The organism is Prevotella marseillensis (assembly GCF_900625065.1).
Lineage (GTDB): Bacteria > Bacteroidota > Bacteroidia > Bacteroidales > Bacteroidaceae > Prevotella > Prevotella rara.
On the sequence record NZ_UYXY01000001.1, the window covers coordinates 3,270,732 to 3,288,836 of the forward strand.

The 18,105-nt window shown below is 48.3% G+C and carries 6 protein-coding genes; all 6 read left to right on the forward strand.

What is annotated here, in order from left to right:
• Positions 1-6: 6 nt before the first annotated feature.
• The 6 genes from EJL04_RS13030 to EJL04_RS13055 all read left to right on the forward strand — a co-directional run bounded on the left by EJL04_RS13030 (position 7) and on the right by EJL04_RS13055 (position 18,104).
• The gene (locus EJL04_RS13030) at positions 7-1,416 is read left to right on the forward strand and encodes a hypothetical protein (protein WP_125105207.1); all 1,410 of its coding nucleotides are present in this window, start codon (positions 7-9) and stop codon (positions 1,414-1,416) included.
• A gap of 19 nt (positions 1,417-1,435) precedes the next feature.
• A complete protein-coding gene (locus EJL04_RS13035; RefSeq protein ID WP_125105208.1) occupies positions 1,436-6,934 on the forward strand; it encodes a hypothetical protein in 5,499 nt (1,832 codons plus the stop codon).
• Positions 6,935-7,301: 367 nt separating this feature from the next.
• Positions 7,302-8,729 (forward strand): aspartate ammonia-lyase, encoded by a 1,428-nt coding sequence (locus EJL04_RS13040; protein ID WP_125105209.1) that lies wholly within the window; start codon positions 7,302-7,304, stop codon positions 8,727-8,729.
• Positions 8,730-10,003: 1,274 nt separating this feature from the next.
• On the forward strand, positions 10,004-11,494 hold the full coding sequence (gene cysS / locus EJL04_RS13045) for a cysteine--tRNA ligase (RefSeq protein ID WP_125105210.1): 1,491 nt from the start codon (positions 10,004-10,006) through the stop codon (positions 11,492-11,494).
• Positions 11,495-11,719: 225 nt separating this feature from the next.
• Positions 11,720-14,359 (forward strand): hybrid sensor histidine kinase/response regulator transcription factor, encoded by a 2,640-nt coding sequence (locus EJL04_RS13050; RefSeq protein WP_125105211.1) that lies wholly within the window; start codon positions 11,720-11,722, stop codon positions 14,357-14,359.
• Between the two features lie 700 nt (positions 14,360-15,059).
• Positions 15,060-18,104 carry a SusC/RagA family TonB-linked outer membrane protein gene (locus tag EJL04_RS13055; RefSeq protein WP_394330564.1) on the forward strand — a complete coding sequence of 1,015 codons (3,045 nt, stop codon included), beginning with the start codon at positions 15,060-15,062 and terminating at the stop codon, positions 18,102-18,104.
• Position 18,105: the final 1 nt, after the last annotated feature.

Genomic DNA, 18,105 nt, shown 5'->3' on the forward strand with positions numbered 1-18,105 from the left:
GACGTTATGAACAAGATAAAGCAACATATATATAAGGCTATGTTCTGGCTGCTGCCATGGCTGTGCGCCGTGCCACTCGCCTCATGCTCGTTCGACGACGACATCGACCAGGGCGACGACAATGCTCCCGCCATGCTTCAGCTGAGCATCACGGCACGTGAGGAAGGCGACCTGAACACAAGAGAGGGTACCGAAGTGGGGCAGAACAGCGAGTATATGCACAACCTGCTCGTGCTATTTATACAGAACGGCAAGGTAGTGAAGAAATTCTTGCCTGATTTGAGTAATGACGAAGCGGCAAAGGTGGGAAACTTGAAGACATGGACCTCAGAGAACTTCACGCTAACACTGGGCACATACACTGTGTATGCCTTTGCCAACATTGATACTTATTATGATGGCCAGTGGGGCAGCCTTACAGGATTGGGAGACGGCGAATCTCTTACGGAGAAGGGTATTTATATAGACAATATCGTGCTTGATGATCCTGCTGCAAAGATTAATTTTGCTGATGGTAAGTTTATCCCTATGAGTGCAAAGCAGCAGGTTGTGGTTACGGCTACCACCAAGAGCATTTCTATCGGTCTCGACCGCCTTGTCAGCAAGATAAGAATGAGCATCACGGGCAAGGCCAACACAAAGGTTACAGCCCTGTCGTTCGGCGGATATGCCGACAAGATAACTCTCTTCTCAGATAAAGCTTTGGAAGGTGAGGCATACACAACGACAAAGACTATAACTGTTCCTGGTGACGGCACTCTGAAAGCTGACGGTACAGGTACAACAGGAACACTTGTTATTCCTGACTTTTATGTAAACCCTTCACCGGCAGACCATAAATTTAATGTCAGCGTTACTACTGACGAGATGAACGGAATTACATACGAGGCAACCACCTCAAGAGGCGAGCTTCCGCGCAACAGCATCTTCCCGCTTACGCTGCAGCTCAACGACTATGGCCTCGATCTCGCAGCGCAATGCTGGGTAAGCCCGATAGGCAGTCTGCCGGTGGAAGTTCAGATTACAGGCTTTGATAATACATATCAAATAGTAGTGCCCGAAGGATGCCAGTTTGAGTTTACCGTAAATGGAGTGAAAAATAGTGGAGGAACAACCACAGTTACTAATCCTGAATGTAATTGGAATATTCCAGAAGGTGTTGACGGCATAATCTTTGAAAGCCAAACTACTAATGTGAAAACTATTAAGGGCCATGTTACGGCATCTGCCGGCAAGACTTTTGATTTGAGCCTTTTGGTTACGTGGCAGGATAATGGAGCAACATACAACCGCACATACACAGTAAAGGTATTTACCGACGACATTACTAACTTCCCGTTTAAGAGCAAAACGCGTACACCGGAGTTCGGCCTCGACTATCTGCGTCATGAGATGCTCAATATGTTCATAAAATAAATCAAGGAGGAACTAAATCATGAAATACAAACATAATTTATATACGCTTCTCATCCTTTTCTGCGCAATGTTCGTTGCCCAGAATGTTGTGGCGCAGGTGAAAGGGGATAAATATAATGAAACTAATGCGTCAGTAACGATTACGCATAAGGCTGCGAAATGGTTTGATCTGCGAAGCGGGATATCCGATGCTGCAAAGGCAATGGATACCTTTGATGATGATACAAAGATGTTTACGCTTCAGGATGGTAAAACGGAAGTCCAGGCGGCACATACTTATATGGATACGATTTATGTGCATAAGGGTACCTCTGTGTCACTTGAGATTCCTGATAAGTTGGGGACTAATACCAGTATTAAGTCTTATCAGCGTTGGCATAGCTTCCGTACGGATGGCACATTTCGTACTATGAATACGGAAGCGAATGAAGTATGGGATTTGCTTACTCCGGCAGTTAGTGGTACTTTCTTCCGGTATGCTAACGGCTATGTTGGTTATCCTAAAGGGGCAAATATGTACAAGGTAAATTTCTACGTACCTACCGACGAGGAATTTAAAGCATGGTTCGGTGAAGATGCCGCAAAAAAATATGATAATAATTTTTATCTGGTAGCCTGTGATGTTTCTTCATACACTGATTATACTAAGAATTTTGACAGGGAGAGTTCTTCGGAATCTTCATTCAACAAGCCTCAAAGCGACGGCAATACATACGAACCGACGCTTACGCATCGTGTACTTTTTTATATCGTAACAGTGGATAATCGTGATACAAATCCAACTGTAACGTGGCAAGAAGGCATGGGACGGTTGAATGATTCTGCATACCAAGGAGGAACGCTTGACGAAGGGAAGAAGTATCTGGAAGAATATGATATCTCGTTCCCTTATACAAGAGTGTCTGATAATACGAAAGAGCTTGTAGCGTTGTCGAAGGATGCCTGGTCGTATGCCATACCGGGAGTTTCGAAAGATGCCGATAGTGATACATTAAACATATCTTTGCAAGATAACGGGTCTGGAATCACGTTGGCAACAAAAGAGCTTACTGGAATGACCCGTATTATACAATTTAACTATCCTAATAAAAATAATACGGATAAGACACAATATGTGAATGCCGACAACAGTAAGGCAACCATTTATGTCACCAAGACTGTTGGAGGTACGACGTATAACTTAGCCAGATTTAATCTTACTTTCATACGCGATACGAGATTGCTGACGCAAACCCAGTTAGAGCAAATTGAAAATGGAACGATTCAAAATGAAAATCTGAAATATTATCAGTTCCGTACAGATAAGTATTTGGAGCAGAATTATCAGTTGCTGACGTCGCTTAATTTTGACTACGATCCTGCGGTGGCTGACACGTATGGCTCGGCATCGTTCTATCCATTCCCGCTGGCATGGACCTCTAACTCCTATTCGTTCTATGATGGCGCTAATAATAACGATTTCGAGAATAGTAATAAATATCCGGAATGGGGATTTTATTCTATTATGAACGATTTTATGGAAGGTGATCATTGGACTAATGGTACGAAAAATGCCTATGCCAAACCCCTTCCCGGCAGCAACTACCATATGTATATCGATGCTTCCGACCGTCCTGGAGTAATCGCCCGCCTGCCGTTCAGACGCAAGTTGTGCAAGGGTTCAGAGCTGTTTGTCACAGCCTGGCTTAAGAGTGCGGGTTGGAATTCCTCTATGGCTGATGCAAACATGCTTTTCTCTATTATGGGTGTGAAGACAGACCCAGTCTTGGGGACAGTGTATGAGCCTATCTATCGCCAGTCTTCCAGTCAGGTGCGCCGTACAGACTATCTTAAAGGTGGCATGCCTGGTACCGGCAGCGATACAAATGAATGGATGCAGATGTATTTCTCGTTTGTTATAGACGCGGATGCTGACTATGACTCGTACGTACTTCAGATAGACAACAACAGCGCGTCGACCGGTGGTGGAGATATGTATATCGACGACATACGTGTATATATAGCTACACCGAGTGCTGAGGTGAGGCAGCTGGATGCCACTTGTACGAACGAACGTACCTTGATGAGTATTAAGCTTGACTGGAATCGTTTGCTTTCGCGCCTTGGTCAAGAAGAAGGTCAGGACAAGGTTGATGCCATTGACTTCTGCTTTGTAGACAAGGCAAAGTATGATGATTATCTGGCACAGAATTCGGGTAAGTTCCAAGAGGCGATAGAAAACTCCGTGGTCGAAGTCGGCGACAATACTTCTGATGGCGGATACAATCAGAAATATAACACGCTGTATTTTAATCTTGATTTTGACAAAAATACAACTTATGATGATAAACCACATCCTCGTTTGGCCAGTCAAAATATAGTAAACGGTAAATATAGCTTCTATCGTACGACGGATGAGTCCGGAAATAAAGCATTGGCTGTAGATTTCTATTCAGACTTAACCCCTAACCGTGCTTATATGATGCTGATTCAGGTCAATGACGGGAATGAGGCATCCTCGAGTGATTTCCAAGAAAGCATTAACAATGATGAGTGTGGCATAAATACCTCTTTTACCGTTACAGCACAGACACTGCTTCGTGTAAATGGAGAGGTGGTGGATCCGTCTACGGATTTCTGCGCCGGACAGATATTCAACTTCTCGGCTCAGGTGCGTGTGCCTAAGCAGGAGGACGATGGATCAGAGTCTTATATTATAGTAGATAAAGGTGTATATTTCGATTGGTTCTTTGGGACTGAAGCAGAGTATATGCAGAATGATTTGGTGTATGGTGTGTCTTTGGAGCAGGCACTTACCACATTCCGTGAGATTTACCCCGATAATGAAGATCTTACTGGTGTGGAGCCAGGACAACATACTGTTACAGGAACGTCGGAAAGCATCGAGTTGACAGAAAATATGATTTCTGTTATAAAGAAATATTTAGAAGACACAGGTGAGGCTGATGGAGCACACAACCGGTTGGTTTTGCATAAGGAGAATCTTGATATAACCTTATTGAACTCAGGATTGAAATTGGTTATTCAACCGATACCGATGATATTCCCTCCGGACGATACAATCGATAAAGATTCTTGGGCAAAAGTTTGTTGGAATTATGTTCCGTTGGAACTTAATGTCTCTGGCGATGCTCCGCAGTTGCATGCAGGTTTTAATCCCGTTCAGTATCCTGCGGATGATTTCAATCCCTGCTTGCGCATAGGTATGGACCAGATAGCTGAGACAACAGCCGACAAACCGTTGAGAGTGGATCTGCGTGGTGCTAAGTATGTCTCAGAGAACGCAACATATATCGGTATGGTTACGGCTACGTCTGCAGATGTATATAGCAAGATATATCTTATCGATACCGACGACCCCGCATATAAGAGTAAGTATTTCCCTGAAGGGTTTAGTGAATTCTCGTTGCCTATCGGCTACATAAAGTCGTTGCACGCTCAAGAGTATAACGACAAAAGTGAGTTTAATGACTACATGGAAATATATTTTGATACGGAGACAACGCAGTCTAACGACTTCCGGTTCCAGCCCAAGGAAGGATATTACTATACCTTTGCCGTTCACTTTGAGGAGCACGGTAAAGAAGGAAGTGATGTCAGCAATGCGTGCTTCGGTAAGTTTACGGTAAAGACGAAAGTCGTTCCTGAATATCTGGTATGGCAAGGTACGGACGTCGCCACACTCAACTGGAACAATGATGCCAACTGGAAACGCGCGGATGCGACGGACATTAAGAATACTGACGGTAAATATGAAACTAATGAAGTAAACACGACGGACAATGGCTTTGTACCTATGCTGTTCTCCAATGTAGTTATGCCGAGAGGCAGCAAGGCTGAGCTCTATATGGCAGGTTATACGACTAAGGAGGGCATACAAGAATGGGATAGCGATCGTCCTTCTCACATGGGGCTGCCGACAGAGAATATCCAGTATGACCTGATGGCCTACGATAATACCAGCGATAAAACGCTCTCCACACAGCGCTACCGTGTGAACATCTGCCGTGACATCCACTTTGAGCCGGGCGCACAGATGCTGCATGCCGAGGAATTGATATATGATAAGGCATGGACAGACGTGGAGATTACTCCGGGACAATGGACAGCCGTAAGCACACCGCTGCAGGGCGTTGTTGCCGGCGACTGGTATGCTCCTACAACAGGAAAGCAAGAGACAGAGTATTTCAAGGATATCAACTTCACTGATGGAGGCTATAGCCGCCTGAATCCTGCCGTTTACCAGCGCAGTTGGAGTACAGGAGCAAAAATCGTTGAAAACTTGCAAGGTACGAATACCCCTGTATCATTTACTACAGAATGGAGCTCTGCATACAACGACGCAAGCGTGCCTTATGTTGCAGGTGGTGGATTCTCTATCAAGGGTGTACTTAAAGATGCAACATCATTGCTGTTCCGTTTCCCGAAGGCTGATGCAAGCTATGATGTAAGTACAGGAACATTGAATCGTGATAATGCAGGCAAGCTGCTTGTCAGCAACATGGTTGATCGCAGTGATCCGTATACGTATGTTCATTCTGATAAAGTTACAGTTACGCTTACTCCGTCTGCTGACGGCAAGTATCTGATGGTAGGTAATCCGTTTATGGCTTCGCTCGATGTCCAGGCGTTTGTTGCTGCCAATAGCGACGTGCTGGCACAGAAATATTGGTATAATTCTGATGTGACTTCAACAGCAGTGACATACGATGCCGATACTAAGACGTGGTCTGAAGGAAAATATCTTGCAGTTCCTTATTCAGTATTTTATGTTGAGGCTGCTGATCCTGCCACTGCAACCGATGGCGTAACCGTAACGTTTATGGCTGATATGCAGGAGATGGGTGCGTCGAATTTGCCAATTCCTGCACCTGCTTCTCTCAAGATAACGGCAGAAGACGCTGAAGGCTCAAGCAGCGCGGCTGTGCGCTATGCCGCTTCGGCAAGCAACGGCTTCGGCATGGAGGACGCACAGATGATTAGTGGACTGACAGGCAATGCCGACAACGCTCCTAAGGTTTACACCGTAGCCGGCAACACGGCAGTGAGCGTCAACCAGCTGAAAGACGCACAGCGTATACCGTTAGGCGTTACGGCAGCCGACGGCTCAGTTGTAACCCTTACGTTCAGCGGCGTGGCAGCCGTTAAGGATGCCGCTATCTACGACGCCGAGCTGCAGAGCGAGACACCGCTCTACGAAGGCTATCAGCTCACGGTGAACGGTCCGTCATACGGCCGCTACTTCCTGATAGGTCACGGCTCGGGCACAACAGGCATAACCGAAACGGGCGCAGAGGGCAACGTCAGCGTAAGCTCTATCGTTCCGCGCCAGGTTGTCGTTACGTCAGACACGGCTCTGCGTTCAGTGAGCGTATGGTCGGCAGGCGGTGCACTTCTGAAGAAAGTATCGCCCAGCGGCAACTTCACCTGCACTCTCAATGGTGTCGACAGCGGCATGGTTGTCGTGCGCACAGAGACAGAGAGCGGCTCGCAGGTGACGAAAATAAGAGTTAGGTAAGTTTTTTATATTTTGACCGACAGGTCAAGTTGCAGGAGAGAATGGGAGTGTCCGTGAGGATGCTCCCATCATTTTTTATGCCAGTTGTGAGGACATACCGGAAAGAACGGAGATGGGACATATGACTGCCGGTGAGTAGATGACGATGCCAAATTTGCCGTTTGTTGACTATTTGTAAGATATATGTACTGTTTTTTAGCCTGTTTTACGCTAATACGTGCGTTTGATGTGTTAAAAACCTGATAATGTTTGGCACAATGAAAAGTTAGCACTATCTTTGACACTGAAAGGAAGGAGGCAGGACATAATGCCGAAACACCTTAATAATATAGTAAAAACACATAATTGAAATATAAACCTTAAAACTATGAATTCAGAAAAGAATATCCGTATGGAGCACGACCTCCTCGGCGCACGTGAGATTCCGGCAGACGCATTGTATGGCATACAGACATTGCGCGGCGTTGAGAATTTCTCAATCAGTAAGTTCAAACTCAGCCAGTATCCTCTGTTCATCAACGGTCTGGCATACACAAAGTGGGCTGCTGCTGAGGCAAACCATCAGCTCGGGCTGCTTACCGATGCCCAGTATGAGGGTATCAAGGCTGCTTGTCAGGACATATTGGCCGGTAAGTATCACGACCAGTTCCCCGTGGACATGATTCAGGGCGGAGCAGGCACCAGCACCAATATGAACGCCAACGAGGTTATCGCCAACATTGCGCTGAAACACATGGGCTTCAAGCCGGGCGACTATGAGCACTGTTCTTCTCACGACCACGTGAACCGCTCACAGTCTACCAACGACGCATATCCTACGGCTATCCACATGGGCATGTATGCCAGCCATCTTGCCCTTGTTCCACATATCAAAGAGCTTATCGCGGCATTCCGCAAGAAGTCGGAAGAGTTTGCACACATCGTAAAGATGGGACGCACACAGCTCGAGGACGCTGTGCCGATGACTCTCGGACAGACCTTCTCTGGCTTTGCAAGCATACTTGAGGCAGAGCTGCTGCATCTCGACCAGGCTGCAGCCGACTTCCTTGAGGTCAACATGGGCGCAACTGCCATAGGTACGGGCATCTGCTCTGAGCCGGGCTACGCAGAGAAGTGTGTTAAGGCTTTGGCAGAGATTACCGGATGGGACATCACTCTCGCAAAAGACCTCGTGGGCGTAACCTCAGACACATCTTGCATGATAGGCTATATGTCAGAGCTGAAGCGCATTGCCGTTAAGATGAGCAAGATAAGCAACGACCTTCGACTGCTGGCCAGCGGTCCGCGCTGCGGTCTCGCAGAAATCAATCTCCCGGCACGTCAGCCCGGTTCGTCAATAATGCCCGGAAAGGTAAATCCCGTTATTCCTGAGGTTGTAAGCCAGGTTGCGTTCAAGATTATCGGCAACGAGCTTTGTGTCACAATGGCCGGCGAGGCTGCCCAGATGGAGCTTAACGCCATGGAGCCTGTCATGGCTCAGTGCTGCTTCGAGTCAGTAGACCTTATGGCCAACGCATGCGACACACTGCGCACGCTCTGTGTTGACGGCATTACTGCCAACGAGGATAACTGCCGCCGCGAGGTTAACCGCAGCATCGGCATCGTTACAGCCCTCAACCCCTACATCGGTTACGAGCATTCTACAGAGATTGCCAAGAAGGCCATGGAGACAGGCCGCGGTGTTGTTGAGCTTGTGCTTGAGGAAGGAATACTTACTCAGGAAGATCTCGACACCATCCTTGATGCCAAGAACATGGTTCGCCCTGTTAAGCTCGACATCCACCCGAAATGCTAGTTTTGATGTTCCTGCTTTCTGCCTTTAACTTCGTTTAAGGGCTAAGTTGATATTTTCCGTGCCGTCCGGTTCCTTTCATGGGAATTTGGGCGGCACGTCCTTTTGTCATCTCTTATGGTGCGCAGCGTCTCTTTCGCCATGTGGCAGGCTGTGATACATGCCTGCTGATGCCTCTCTGCATCTTCTTAACAAGCCACTTGCCAAAATATGAAAATCAAAAGGCCGGTTTGGCCCTGAAAAACATGCCACTTTTGAGTGAAAAGTGGCCGAGTTACGATGCGTAAACGATAGGTTAATGATTTGAAACCTGTATACCTGATTTTGATTACAGTTTTTCTTTTCCCGCCTTTCTCTCTGAATGTTCTTTAAGCATAATCGTGCTTTCTCCTTATGATTTTTTTGCAGCTAATGGAGGCAGGCGTTGTCGCTGTCTGTCTGTTACCCCCAAATCAGTCATTGGATTGCACGTAGCTTTATCAATTTTGTGCATTCCAGTTTTCAGCCAGTCTTTTATTTCTATTGGCGCAAGGCGCTAAGCGCATACCAAGTTCAGCGCAGGCTAATTAAACAGCGTTTCCCGATAATCATTGTATTACAATGGTTTACGATAAAATGGAATGTTTGATGATATGTGGACGCACCTGAGGTGCGTCCCTACATTGTACTACTTGGAGGCTCCAAAAGTCTTGTTGCTTCTTGTCGCAAGCACTACGTTGGCATTTGATTCTAACTGCTTGAACTCCTTTAACTTCGGCGTAGCCAGTTATAAGAGTGCTTGTGAAAAATTAACGAAAATCTGCTCAAGATAAAACAAAAATCCCGACCGAATCTTAATAACAGATTGGGGCTTTAATGTGATTCAAGTATAAATAGCCGGAATGTGAAATCTTATTCAGCGAATATTTTTATCCGTGGCATATAAATGAGAGGCGTGGCTTCTGATGTTCACTTTTGACATATTTTCAAAAAACATTGCATTGATTTTGTTAAACCAATGATTTGCGTTATCTTTGCATAAGATAATCAGCATCTCGGCATAACACTCAAACGTGGTTTGGCGATTCTGCTCTCGATTTGCGTTATCTTTGCATAATAATAAGCTGCATCTCGGCATAACATTCAAGCACGCTTGATGTTTCTGCTCTCGATTTGCATTATCTTTGCATAAGATAATCAGCGTCTCGGGGCATAACGCTCAAACGTATCTTGGTGGTTTTGTTGTCGGGTTGCGTTATCATTCTGTTAATGACATGTTTAATTTTAAACAATAAAATATGGAACAAAAGTTTTTTATATATAACACTCTGAGCCGCCGTAAGGAGCTCTTTGTGCCTATCCACAGCCCCAATGTGGGCATGTATGTGTGCGGCCCTACAGTGTATGGCGATCCGCATCTTGGCCATGCACGCCCGGCAATAACCTTCGACATCCTGTTCCGCTACCTCAAGCATCAGGGCTATAAGGTGCGCTACGTCAGAAACATCACCGACGTGGGCCATCTGGAGCACGATGCCGACGATGGCGACGACAAGATAGCAAAGAAGGCACGTCTGGAGCAGCTCGAGCCTATGGAGATAGCACAGCACTACACCAACCGCTATCATGACGCCATGAAGGCGCTCAACGTGCTGCCGCCAAGCATTGAGCCTCACGCCACGGGACACATCATAGAGCAGGAGGAGCTGGTGAAGCAGATTATAGACAACGGCTTTGCCTATGAGAGCAACGGCAGCATCTATTTCGACATCGCAAAATATAACGAGAAATATCACTACGGCATACTGTCGGGACGCAACCTCGACGACGTTATCAACGCCAGCCGCCAGCTCGACGGTGTGGGCGAGAAGCGCAACCAGGCCGACTTCGCCCTGTGGAAGAAGGCGCAGCCCGAGCACATCATGCGCTGGCCGAGCCCCTGGAGCGACGGTTTCCCCGGATGGCACTGCGAGTGTACGGCCATGGGACGCAAGTATCTCGGCGACCACTTCGACATACACGGCGGAGGCATGGACCTCGTATTCCCGCATCATGAGTGCGAGATTGCGCAGGCCGTGGCAAGCCAGGGCGACCAGATGGTGAAATACTGGATGCACAACAACATGATAACCATCAACGGACAGAAGATGGGCAAGAGCCTCGGCAACTTCATCACGCTCGAGCAGTTCTTCACGGGTAACCATCCGAGCCTCGACAAGGCTTATTCGCCCATGACGATACGCTTCTTCATCCTCTCTGCCCACTACCGCGGCACGGTAGACTTCTCTAACGAAGCCCTGCTGGCAAGCGAGAAGGGACTGGCCCGACTGATGTCAGGCATCGCCGACTTAGACCGCGTGCCCGTGTCAGACAAGTGCGACGCGCAGACCGAGGAGTTTGTGAAGAACCTGCGCCAAAAGTGCTACGACGCCATGAACGACGACCTTGCCACACCTCAGGTTATCAGCTATCTGTTTGAGGCCTGCGGAGTGGTCAACAAGCTGCTCGACCACAAGGCCACTATCTGTGCCGACTGCCTGAAGGAGCTTGCCGACACGATGCGCCTCTTTGCGATAGATCTGCTCGGACTGAAGGAAGAGAAGGGCAACTCGTCTGACGCACGCGAGGAAGCCTACGGCAAGGTGGTTGACATGGTGCTGAGCCTCAGGGCAAAGGCAAAGGCCGAGAAAGACTGGGCCACAAGCGACCGCATACGCGACGAGCTGGCTGCTGCCGGATTCGAGGTGAAAGATACCAAGGACGGCTGCGTATGGAAACTCGACAAATAAGGTTGATGTAAGGCGACAGAGACCTGTGATGTGTATGTCCGCCGCTTCAGCTGAGTATCCGTCTGATGCTTATATATACACATCTTATATAATATATAAAGAGCAGCGGTATGTTGGCCGCCCGTTTCCTACGGCATGCGTGCCGCTGCTCTTTCTTTCAAAAAAGTTTTTTATCCAATGCAGGATAGCCTCTTATGTGAGGCATTAACCAACAGAGGTCAGACTATGAAAAATATTGCTTACGTTTTGTCTTTATTGATGTTAACGCTCATGACGGCCTGTTCCGACCGTAAGGAGTATGTTATAGCCATGTCGCAGTGCAGCGAGGACATCTGGCGCGAAAAGCTCAACACCGAGATGCTTGCCGGCACTTATCTTTACGACAACGTCACGTTGAGGGTGGCCTCGGCCAACGACGACAACGTAAGGCAGACTGAGCAGATAAACGGCTTTGTAAACGATGGCGTCGACATCCTTATTGTCGCCCCAAACCAGATGAACACCGTTACGCCGGCCATCGAGAACGCATACAACAAAGGCATACCCGTAATACTTTTCGACCGCAAGACCGGTTCAGACAAATACACGGCATTTATCGGCGCCGACAACGTAAAGATGGGGCGCACCATGGGCGAGTATATCGCGTCGCGCCTTGGCGGCAAGGGGCGTGTCTTGGAGATTACGGGCCTTAAAGGCTCGTCGCCGGCCATAGAGCGCCATCAGGGCTTTGCCGACGCCCTGAAGCACTATCCGGGCATCGAGCTGGTGGCCGTGAGCAGCGGTACATGGATGCAGCAGAGCGGGCGCAAGGCCATGGAGGCCATGCTCGACAGCGTGGGCGGCAACATCGACTACGTGTTTGCACACAACGACCGCATGGCCCTAGGCGCGCGTCAGGCAGCCCAGGCACGCGGACTGGCAGGCCGCATAAAGTTTATCGGCATCGACGCCCTGCCGGGCAAGGGCGGAGGCATCGAGCTGGTGCGCGACGGCGTGCTCGACGCATCATATATCTATCCCACGCGCGGCGACATGGTAATGCAGCTGGCCATGAGCATTCTTGAGAAGCATCCCTACCAGCGCGAGAACCTGATGAAGACAGCCCTCGTAACTAAAGACAACGCCGAGGTGCTGCTGATGCAGGCCGAAGAGATGAACAAGCTAAACGACAAGCTCAACATGATGCACGACCGCGTGAACATGTATCTCACGCAGTACAGCCATCAGAAGGTCTACCTCATGATGTTCATCATCATCCTTGTGCTGCTGGTGCTCTCGTTTGTAGCCTTCTACCGTACCATCGTAGTAAAGCGGCGCATGCGCGAGGATGCTGCCAACGCCAAGCTGGTGTTCTTCACCAACATAAGCCATGAGTTCCGCACACCGCTCACCCTCATTGCCGACCCTGTCAGGCGCATGCTCGAGGCCGACAACCTGACCACGCAGCAGCGCTCCATGCTCTGCCTGGTAAGAAAGAATGTCGACGTCATGCTCAGACTTGTTGGCGAGATTCTCGACCTTCGCAAGATTCAGAACGGCAAGATGCAGCTCACCGTGAGCCGCTTCAACCTGTCGGACAGCGTAGGGCAGTGGGTGGCCAACTTTGCGCCGCTGGCCGACAGCAGGGACGTGGAGCTGAGCGTTGACTGCGGCCACGACATAAACATAGAGGCCGACCTGTATAAGATGGAGCGTATATGCTATAACCTTATCAGCAACGCCATAAAATACAACCGCAAGGGCGGCAGAGTGAGGATAAGTCTTGCTGCCGACGGCGGCATGGCGCGCCTGACCGTAAGCGATACGGGCATAGGCATACCGCGCGACAAAATTAACCACGTGTTCGACCGCTTCTTCCAGGCATCAGCCGAAAACCGCGGAGGCACGGGCATCGGACTTGCCATAGTAAAGGCCTTCGTCGACCTTCATCATGGACAGGTTACGGCAGAGGCCAATGCCGACGGCGGGGCAACGTTTACGGTGAGTCTGCCGCTGACGCAGCCCGGAGAAACCATAGTGGAGCAGCCTGATGCAGCAGCTTTGGAGACAGGCGACAGCGTTCCGGCAGACATACCTATGGGCGGCGGTGTGGAGATGATGACGGCACAGGACGACGGCGATCGCAAGTCGATAGTGGTGGTAGACGACAACAGCGACGTTAAAGACTATATCGTCAGTCTGCTCTCGGCCCACTACGATGTAAAGTGCGCGTCCGACGGCCGCGAGGGCCTCGCCTTGTGCGTCAAGTATGTGCCCGACCTGGTTATCTGCGACGTGATGATGCCCGTGATGGATGGTCTTGAGATGTGCCGCCGGCTGAAGGCGGAGACGGCCACGAGCCATGTGCCCGTCATACTGCTCACGGCCCGCACCTTCGACGACCAGCGCGCCGAGGGCTACGACTGCGGCGCCGACGCCTACATAACCAAGCCCTTCAGCAGCAACGTGCTGCTGTCGCGCGTGCGCAATCTGCTCAATGAGCGCATGAAACTGAAAAATATCTATTCGGGTGCCGAGGCAGAGGAGGACAAGGCTGCCGACGATCCCGATACACGCTTTGTGGCCGACTTCAGACATCGCCTGAAGGAGCATCTGTCTGACTCAGAGCTCAATGTGGAGACTCTTGCCGCCGAACTCGGCCTTAGTCGCGTGCAGCTCTACCGTAAGGTGAAGCAGCTCACAGGTTCGTCGCCCGTTGAGATAATACGCATAACGCGCCTGAAGGCTGCCGAGCAGCTGCTGCGCACCACATCGAAGACCGTGTCGGAGATATCCTACGACGTAGGTTTCTCGTCGCCGTCTTATTTCACCAAGTGTTTTAAAGACTATTTCGGCCATCTGCCCAACGAGGGCCGCGGCGTGTAGTCGGCTTGTCAGATAAATATCAGCAAAAAATAATTATTGCGTGGTGTGTGTCAAAACTCCATTCTTAAAAAATATGAGCTGATAATTTGAAACTTGAGCATCTCCAAAAAGCTAAATGAAGGGTCGTATAATTACTCAATACAGAGTTTTATACGACTCTTTTTAGTGCTATGGTTATAATCTGTAACTTTGTAGAGTGCCCATTTTAGTTTTGACACACTCTCTCTTTTCATTCCCGGTGCCAACCAGACAAAACAAAACTTCTTAACCTAATATTTATCTTCGGGATTCGTCTGCATTATTGTTCGTCCTGTCTGTTCATTCCTGCCCTGCCGCCGTGTCCAGCCACGGCATATCTCTGTTGCCGCATCAAGGAATATAAAGAAAATGTTAATAAGTGTGTAGCCCTTTTAGGCTTTATTGGCCATGAAACGGGCAAAACAGACCACAGAAATCGTACAAAGTGTGTAAATTTTGTTACATGAACGAAATTTTTAATTCATTGGTATAAAATTGTTAACAGAAATTTCATAATCTAAATAATTTTGCTAGCGACAAAAGTCACGATAAACAATTTATTAAACCATAAAAACGCAGTAAAAATATGAAGAACATTAAACTAATGCTATCAAGCGTAAAGCGTATTGTGCTGTTCTTCGTCTTAATGAGTTTCGGCTTGTATGCCACGGCTCAGACAACGATGGAAGTCAGCGGTACGGTGAAAGACGATCAAGGTGAGACGGTTATTGGAGCCAGTGTGCTTGAAGAAGGTACGACAAACGGTGCTGTAACCGACATAGACGGAAACTTTAAATTAAAGGTGAAGGAAGGCGCCAAGATCAGAATTTCTTATGTAGGTTACAACACAGTGACGCTTCCGGCGCGTCAGAACATGGTTGTAAAGCTCGAGGAAGCCGGCAACATTATGGACGAACTTGTTGTAACAGGTTATACCACTCAGCGTAAAGCCGACCTTACAGGATCTGTGTCTGTAGTTTCGACAGACGACCTGAAGACAAGTCCGGATGCCGACCCGATGCGTGCATTGCAGGGCCGTGTTCCGGGTATGACTGTTACAGGCAACGGTTCGCCAATAGGAACAGGAACAGTAAGAATACGTGGTATCGGTTCGTTCAACTCTTCACAAGACCCGCTTTTCGTAATCGACGGTGTGCCAACAACAATGTCTCTCAACTCTCTTAACACTAACGACATTGAGAGCATGCAGGTGCTTAAGGATGCGGCTTCGGCTTCTATCTATGGTTCGCGCGCGTCTAACGGCGTCATCATTATCACGACAAAGCAGGGTAAGAAAGGCGGCAAGATGAAGGTTGACTTCTCTGCAAATCTTACGGCTTCGTTCTACACATCACAGTCATTGATGAACCTGTGTAACTCTGCCGAATATGCCACTGCAATGGCTCAGGCAGCCCTGAACGACGGAATAGACCCTGTTACATATGCAGCCAACTACGGACTTAATCTCAACGCCGCCAACGGAACCCCTATCACGGTATGGAATCCGGCAACAGAACAGTATGAGAATTATACTGTAAACGGCCGTTATGACGGATTTATCAACAGCGCAAAAACAATGAAATATTCAGATACAGACTGGCTTGACGAGATTTCGCGTACAGGCTTCTCTCAGAACTACGACCTGTCTATATCTAACGCAACAGACAAATATTCGGCATTATTCTCTTTAGGATACAAAAAGAACGAGGGTATATTGAAGTATACTTCGTTTGAGAATATTTCTGCCAGAATGAATTCTTCTTACAACATTAACAAGAATCTGACAGTAGGCGAAAACTTCACCATAACATGGTCGAGACAAGTTGACTGTGCGCCAATGGAGAATGCCTTGAAAATGGCTCCTATCGTGCCGGTATATGAGACTGACGGAACAACATTCGGTGGTCCTGTAGGAAGCATGTCCGACCGTCAGAACCCGCTCCGCGAGATGTATCAGAACCGTGATAACCATCTTGACTACTGGCGTCTGTTCGGTAATGCATACGTAGAGCTGAAGCCGATTGAAGGCCTTGTGCTCCGTTCAAGTTTCGGTATCGACTTCTATACATCTTTTATACAGTCGATGAATCATACATTCCATTCAGATATCGTCAACAACAACGTTGCAAGCACAACGCTCTCTAACAAGAATGATATGAACTGGACATGGTCTAACACAGCCACTTACAACTTTACGCTTGCCGACAAGCATGATTTCTCTGTTCTGCTTGGTGTAGAGTTGTCAAAGCAGAACTCTATCGACTGGTCAGGCTACAATGAAGGCTATGCACTCGAAGATCCTGACTATATGTGGCCTAACGCTGCAACAGGCACAGCCCGCGTTGCCGGCGCAATGGTAGGATACAGGCTCGCTTCTTTCTTCGGTAAGGTTGACTATAATTATGATGATCTTATCTTGGCTTCGTTCACGATGCGCCGCGACGGTTCTTCACGTTTCGGCAAGGGCAACCGCTGGGGTACATTCCCCGCAGCCACATTAGGCTTCCGTGTATCCAAACTGCTTGAGAAAGACTGGTTAGACGACTGGAAAATACGTTTGTCATGGGGTAAGACCGGTAACCAGGCTATAGACAACAACGCACAATTCGGACTGTATGTCGCTGATTATGGATTAGACCGTATAACCTCTACAGCCTATGACCTTTTCCTTCAGGGCTCGGGCACATTCCCTTCTGGATACCGTGCCACACAGCTGCCTAATGCAAACCTGAAGTGGGAGTCGGCCACACAATATAATATAGGTACAGACTTTACGCTGTTCCACAACATGCTCTATGGTTCTATCGACTGGTATATCAAGGATGTTGACGACATGCTTATCAATCCGGCATATATCGGTACAAAGGGCGAGGGTGGTGCAACATGGATGAATGGTCCTTCGCTGCGCAACTGGGGTATGGAGTTTATGCTCGGATACCGCAAGACACTGCCATGCGGACTTGGACTCGACATCAACGCCAACGCCGACTTTTTCCGCAACAAGGTTACATCACTGCCCGAAACAGCAACAGGATCTTATGCTCATACGTCTAAGGAGAATCTCGTAGAGTCAGGACAGCCTTATGGTTCAATAGTAGGATACGTTGTTGAGGGACTTTATCAGACACAAGAGGAAGTTAATGCATCCGGTCAGGCCAATGCGCGTGTGGGCGGACTGAAATACGCCGACCTCGACAAGAATGGTGTTATCAACTCTGATGACCAGGATTGGATCTACAATCCCGTTCCTAAGTTCTCTTATGGCATCAACATAGGCCTTACATATAAAGGTTTCGACCTGAGCATGTTCTGGCAGGGCGTTTACGACAAGGATGTTTATAACAACCAGAAATTCCAGACAGACTTCTGGGCTGTTACTGACGCAGGATCTAACAAGGGTAACCGACTGCTCAACGCATGGAACACCAACAATACCGGCTCAACCATCCCGAGGCTGTCAACGACCAATACAGCCGACGAAGGCCGCGCATCAAGCTATTTCGTTGAGAACGGATCTTATCTGAAACTGCGTACGCTGCAGGTGGGATACACATTCCCTTCAAGTCTTATTTCAAAGCTTAAGATGACAAGTGCACGCGTTTATCTTTCAGGCCAGAACCTGCTTACAATAAAGAGTTCAAGCCTTACATGTCCTGATCCGGAGAACCCGGACTGGAACTATCCGTTGTCAACATCACTCTCATTCGGATTACAATTAAGTTTCTAAC

What these genes read in the sequence shown, in the direction of transcription:
- EJL04_RS13030 (WP_125105207.1), top strand. Translation starts at nt 7, where the DNA reads ATGAACAAGATAAAGCAACATATATATAAGGCTATGTTCTGGCTGCTG.
- EJL04_RS13050 (WP_125105211.1), top strand. Translation starts at nt 11,720, where the DNA reads ATGAAAAATATTGCTTACGTTTTGTCTTTATTGATGTTAACGCTCATG.
- EJL04_RS13035 (WP_125105208.1), top strand. Translation starts at nt 1,436, where the DNA reads ATGAAATACAAACATAATTTATATACGCTTCTCATCCTTTTCTGCGCA.
- EJL04_RS13055 (WP_394330564.1), top strand. Translation starts at nt 15,060, where the DNA reads ATGGAAGTCAGCGGTACGGTGAAAGACGATCAAGGTGAGACGGTTATT.
- EJL04_RS13040 (WP_125105209.1), top strand. Translation starts at nt 7,302, where the DNA reads ATGAATTCAGAAAAGAATATCCGTATGGAGCACGACCTCCTCGGCGCA.
- cysS (WP_125105210.1), top strand. Translation starts at nt 10,004, where the DNA reads ATGGAACAAAAGTTTTTTATATATAACACTCTGAGCCGCCGTAAGGAG.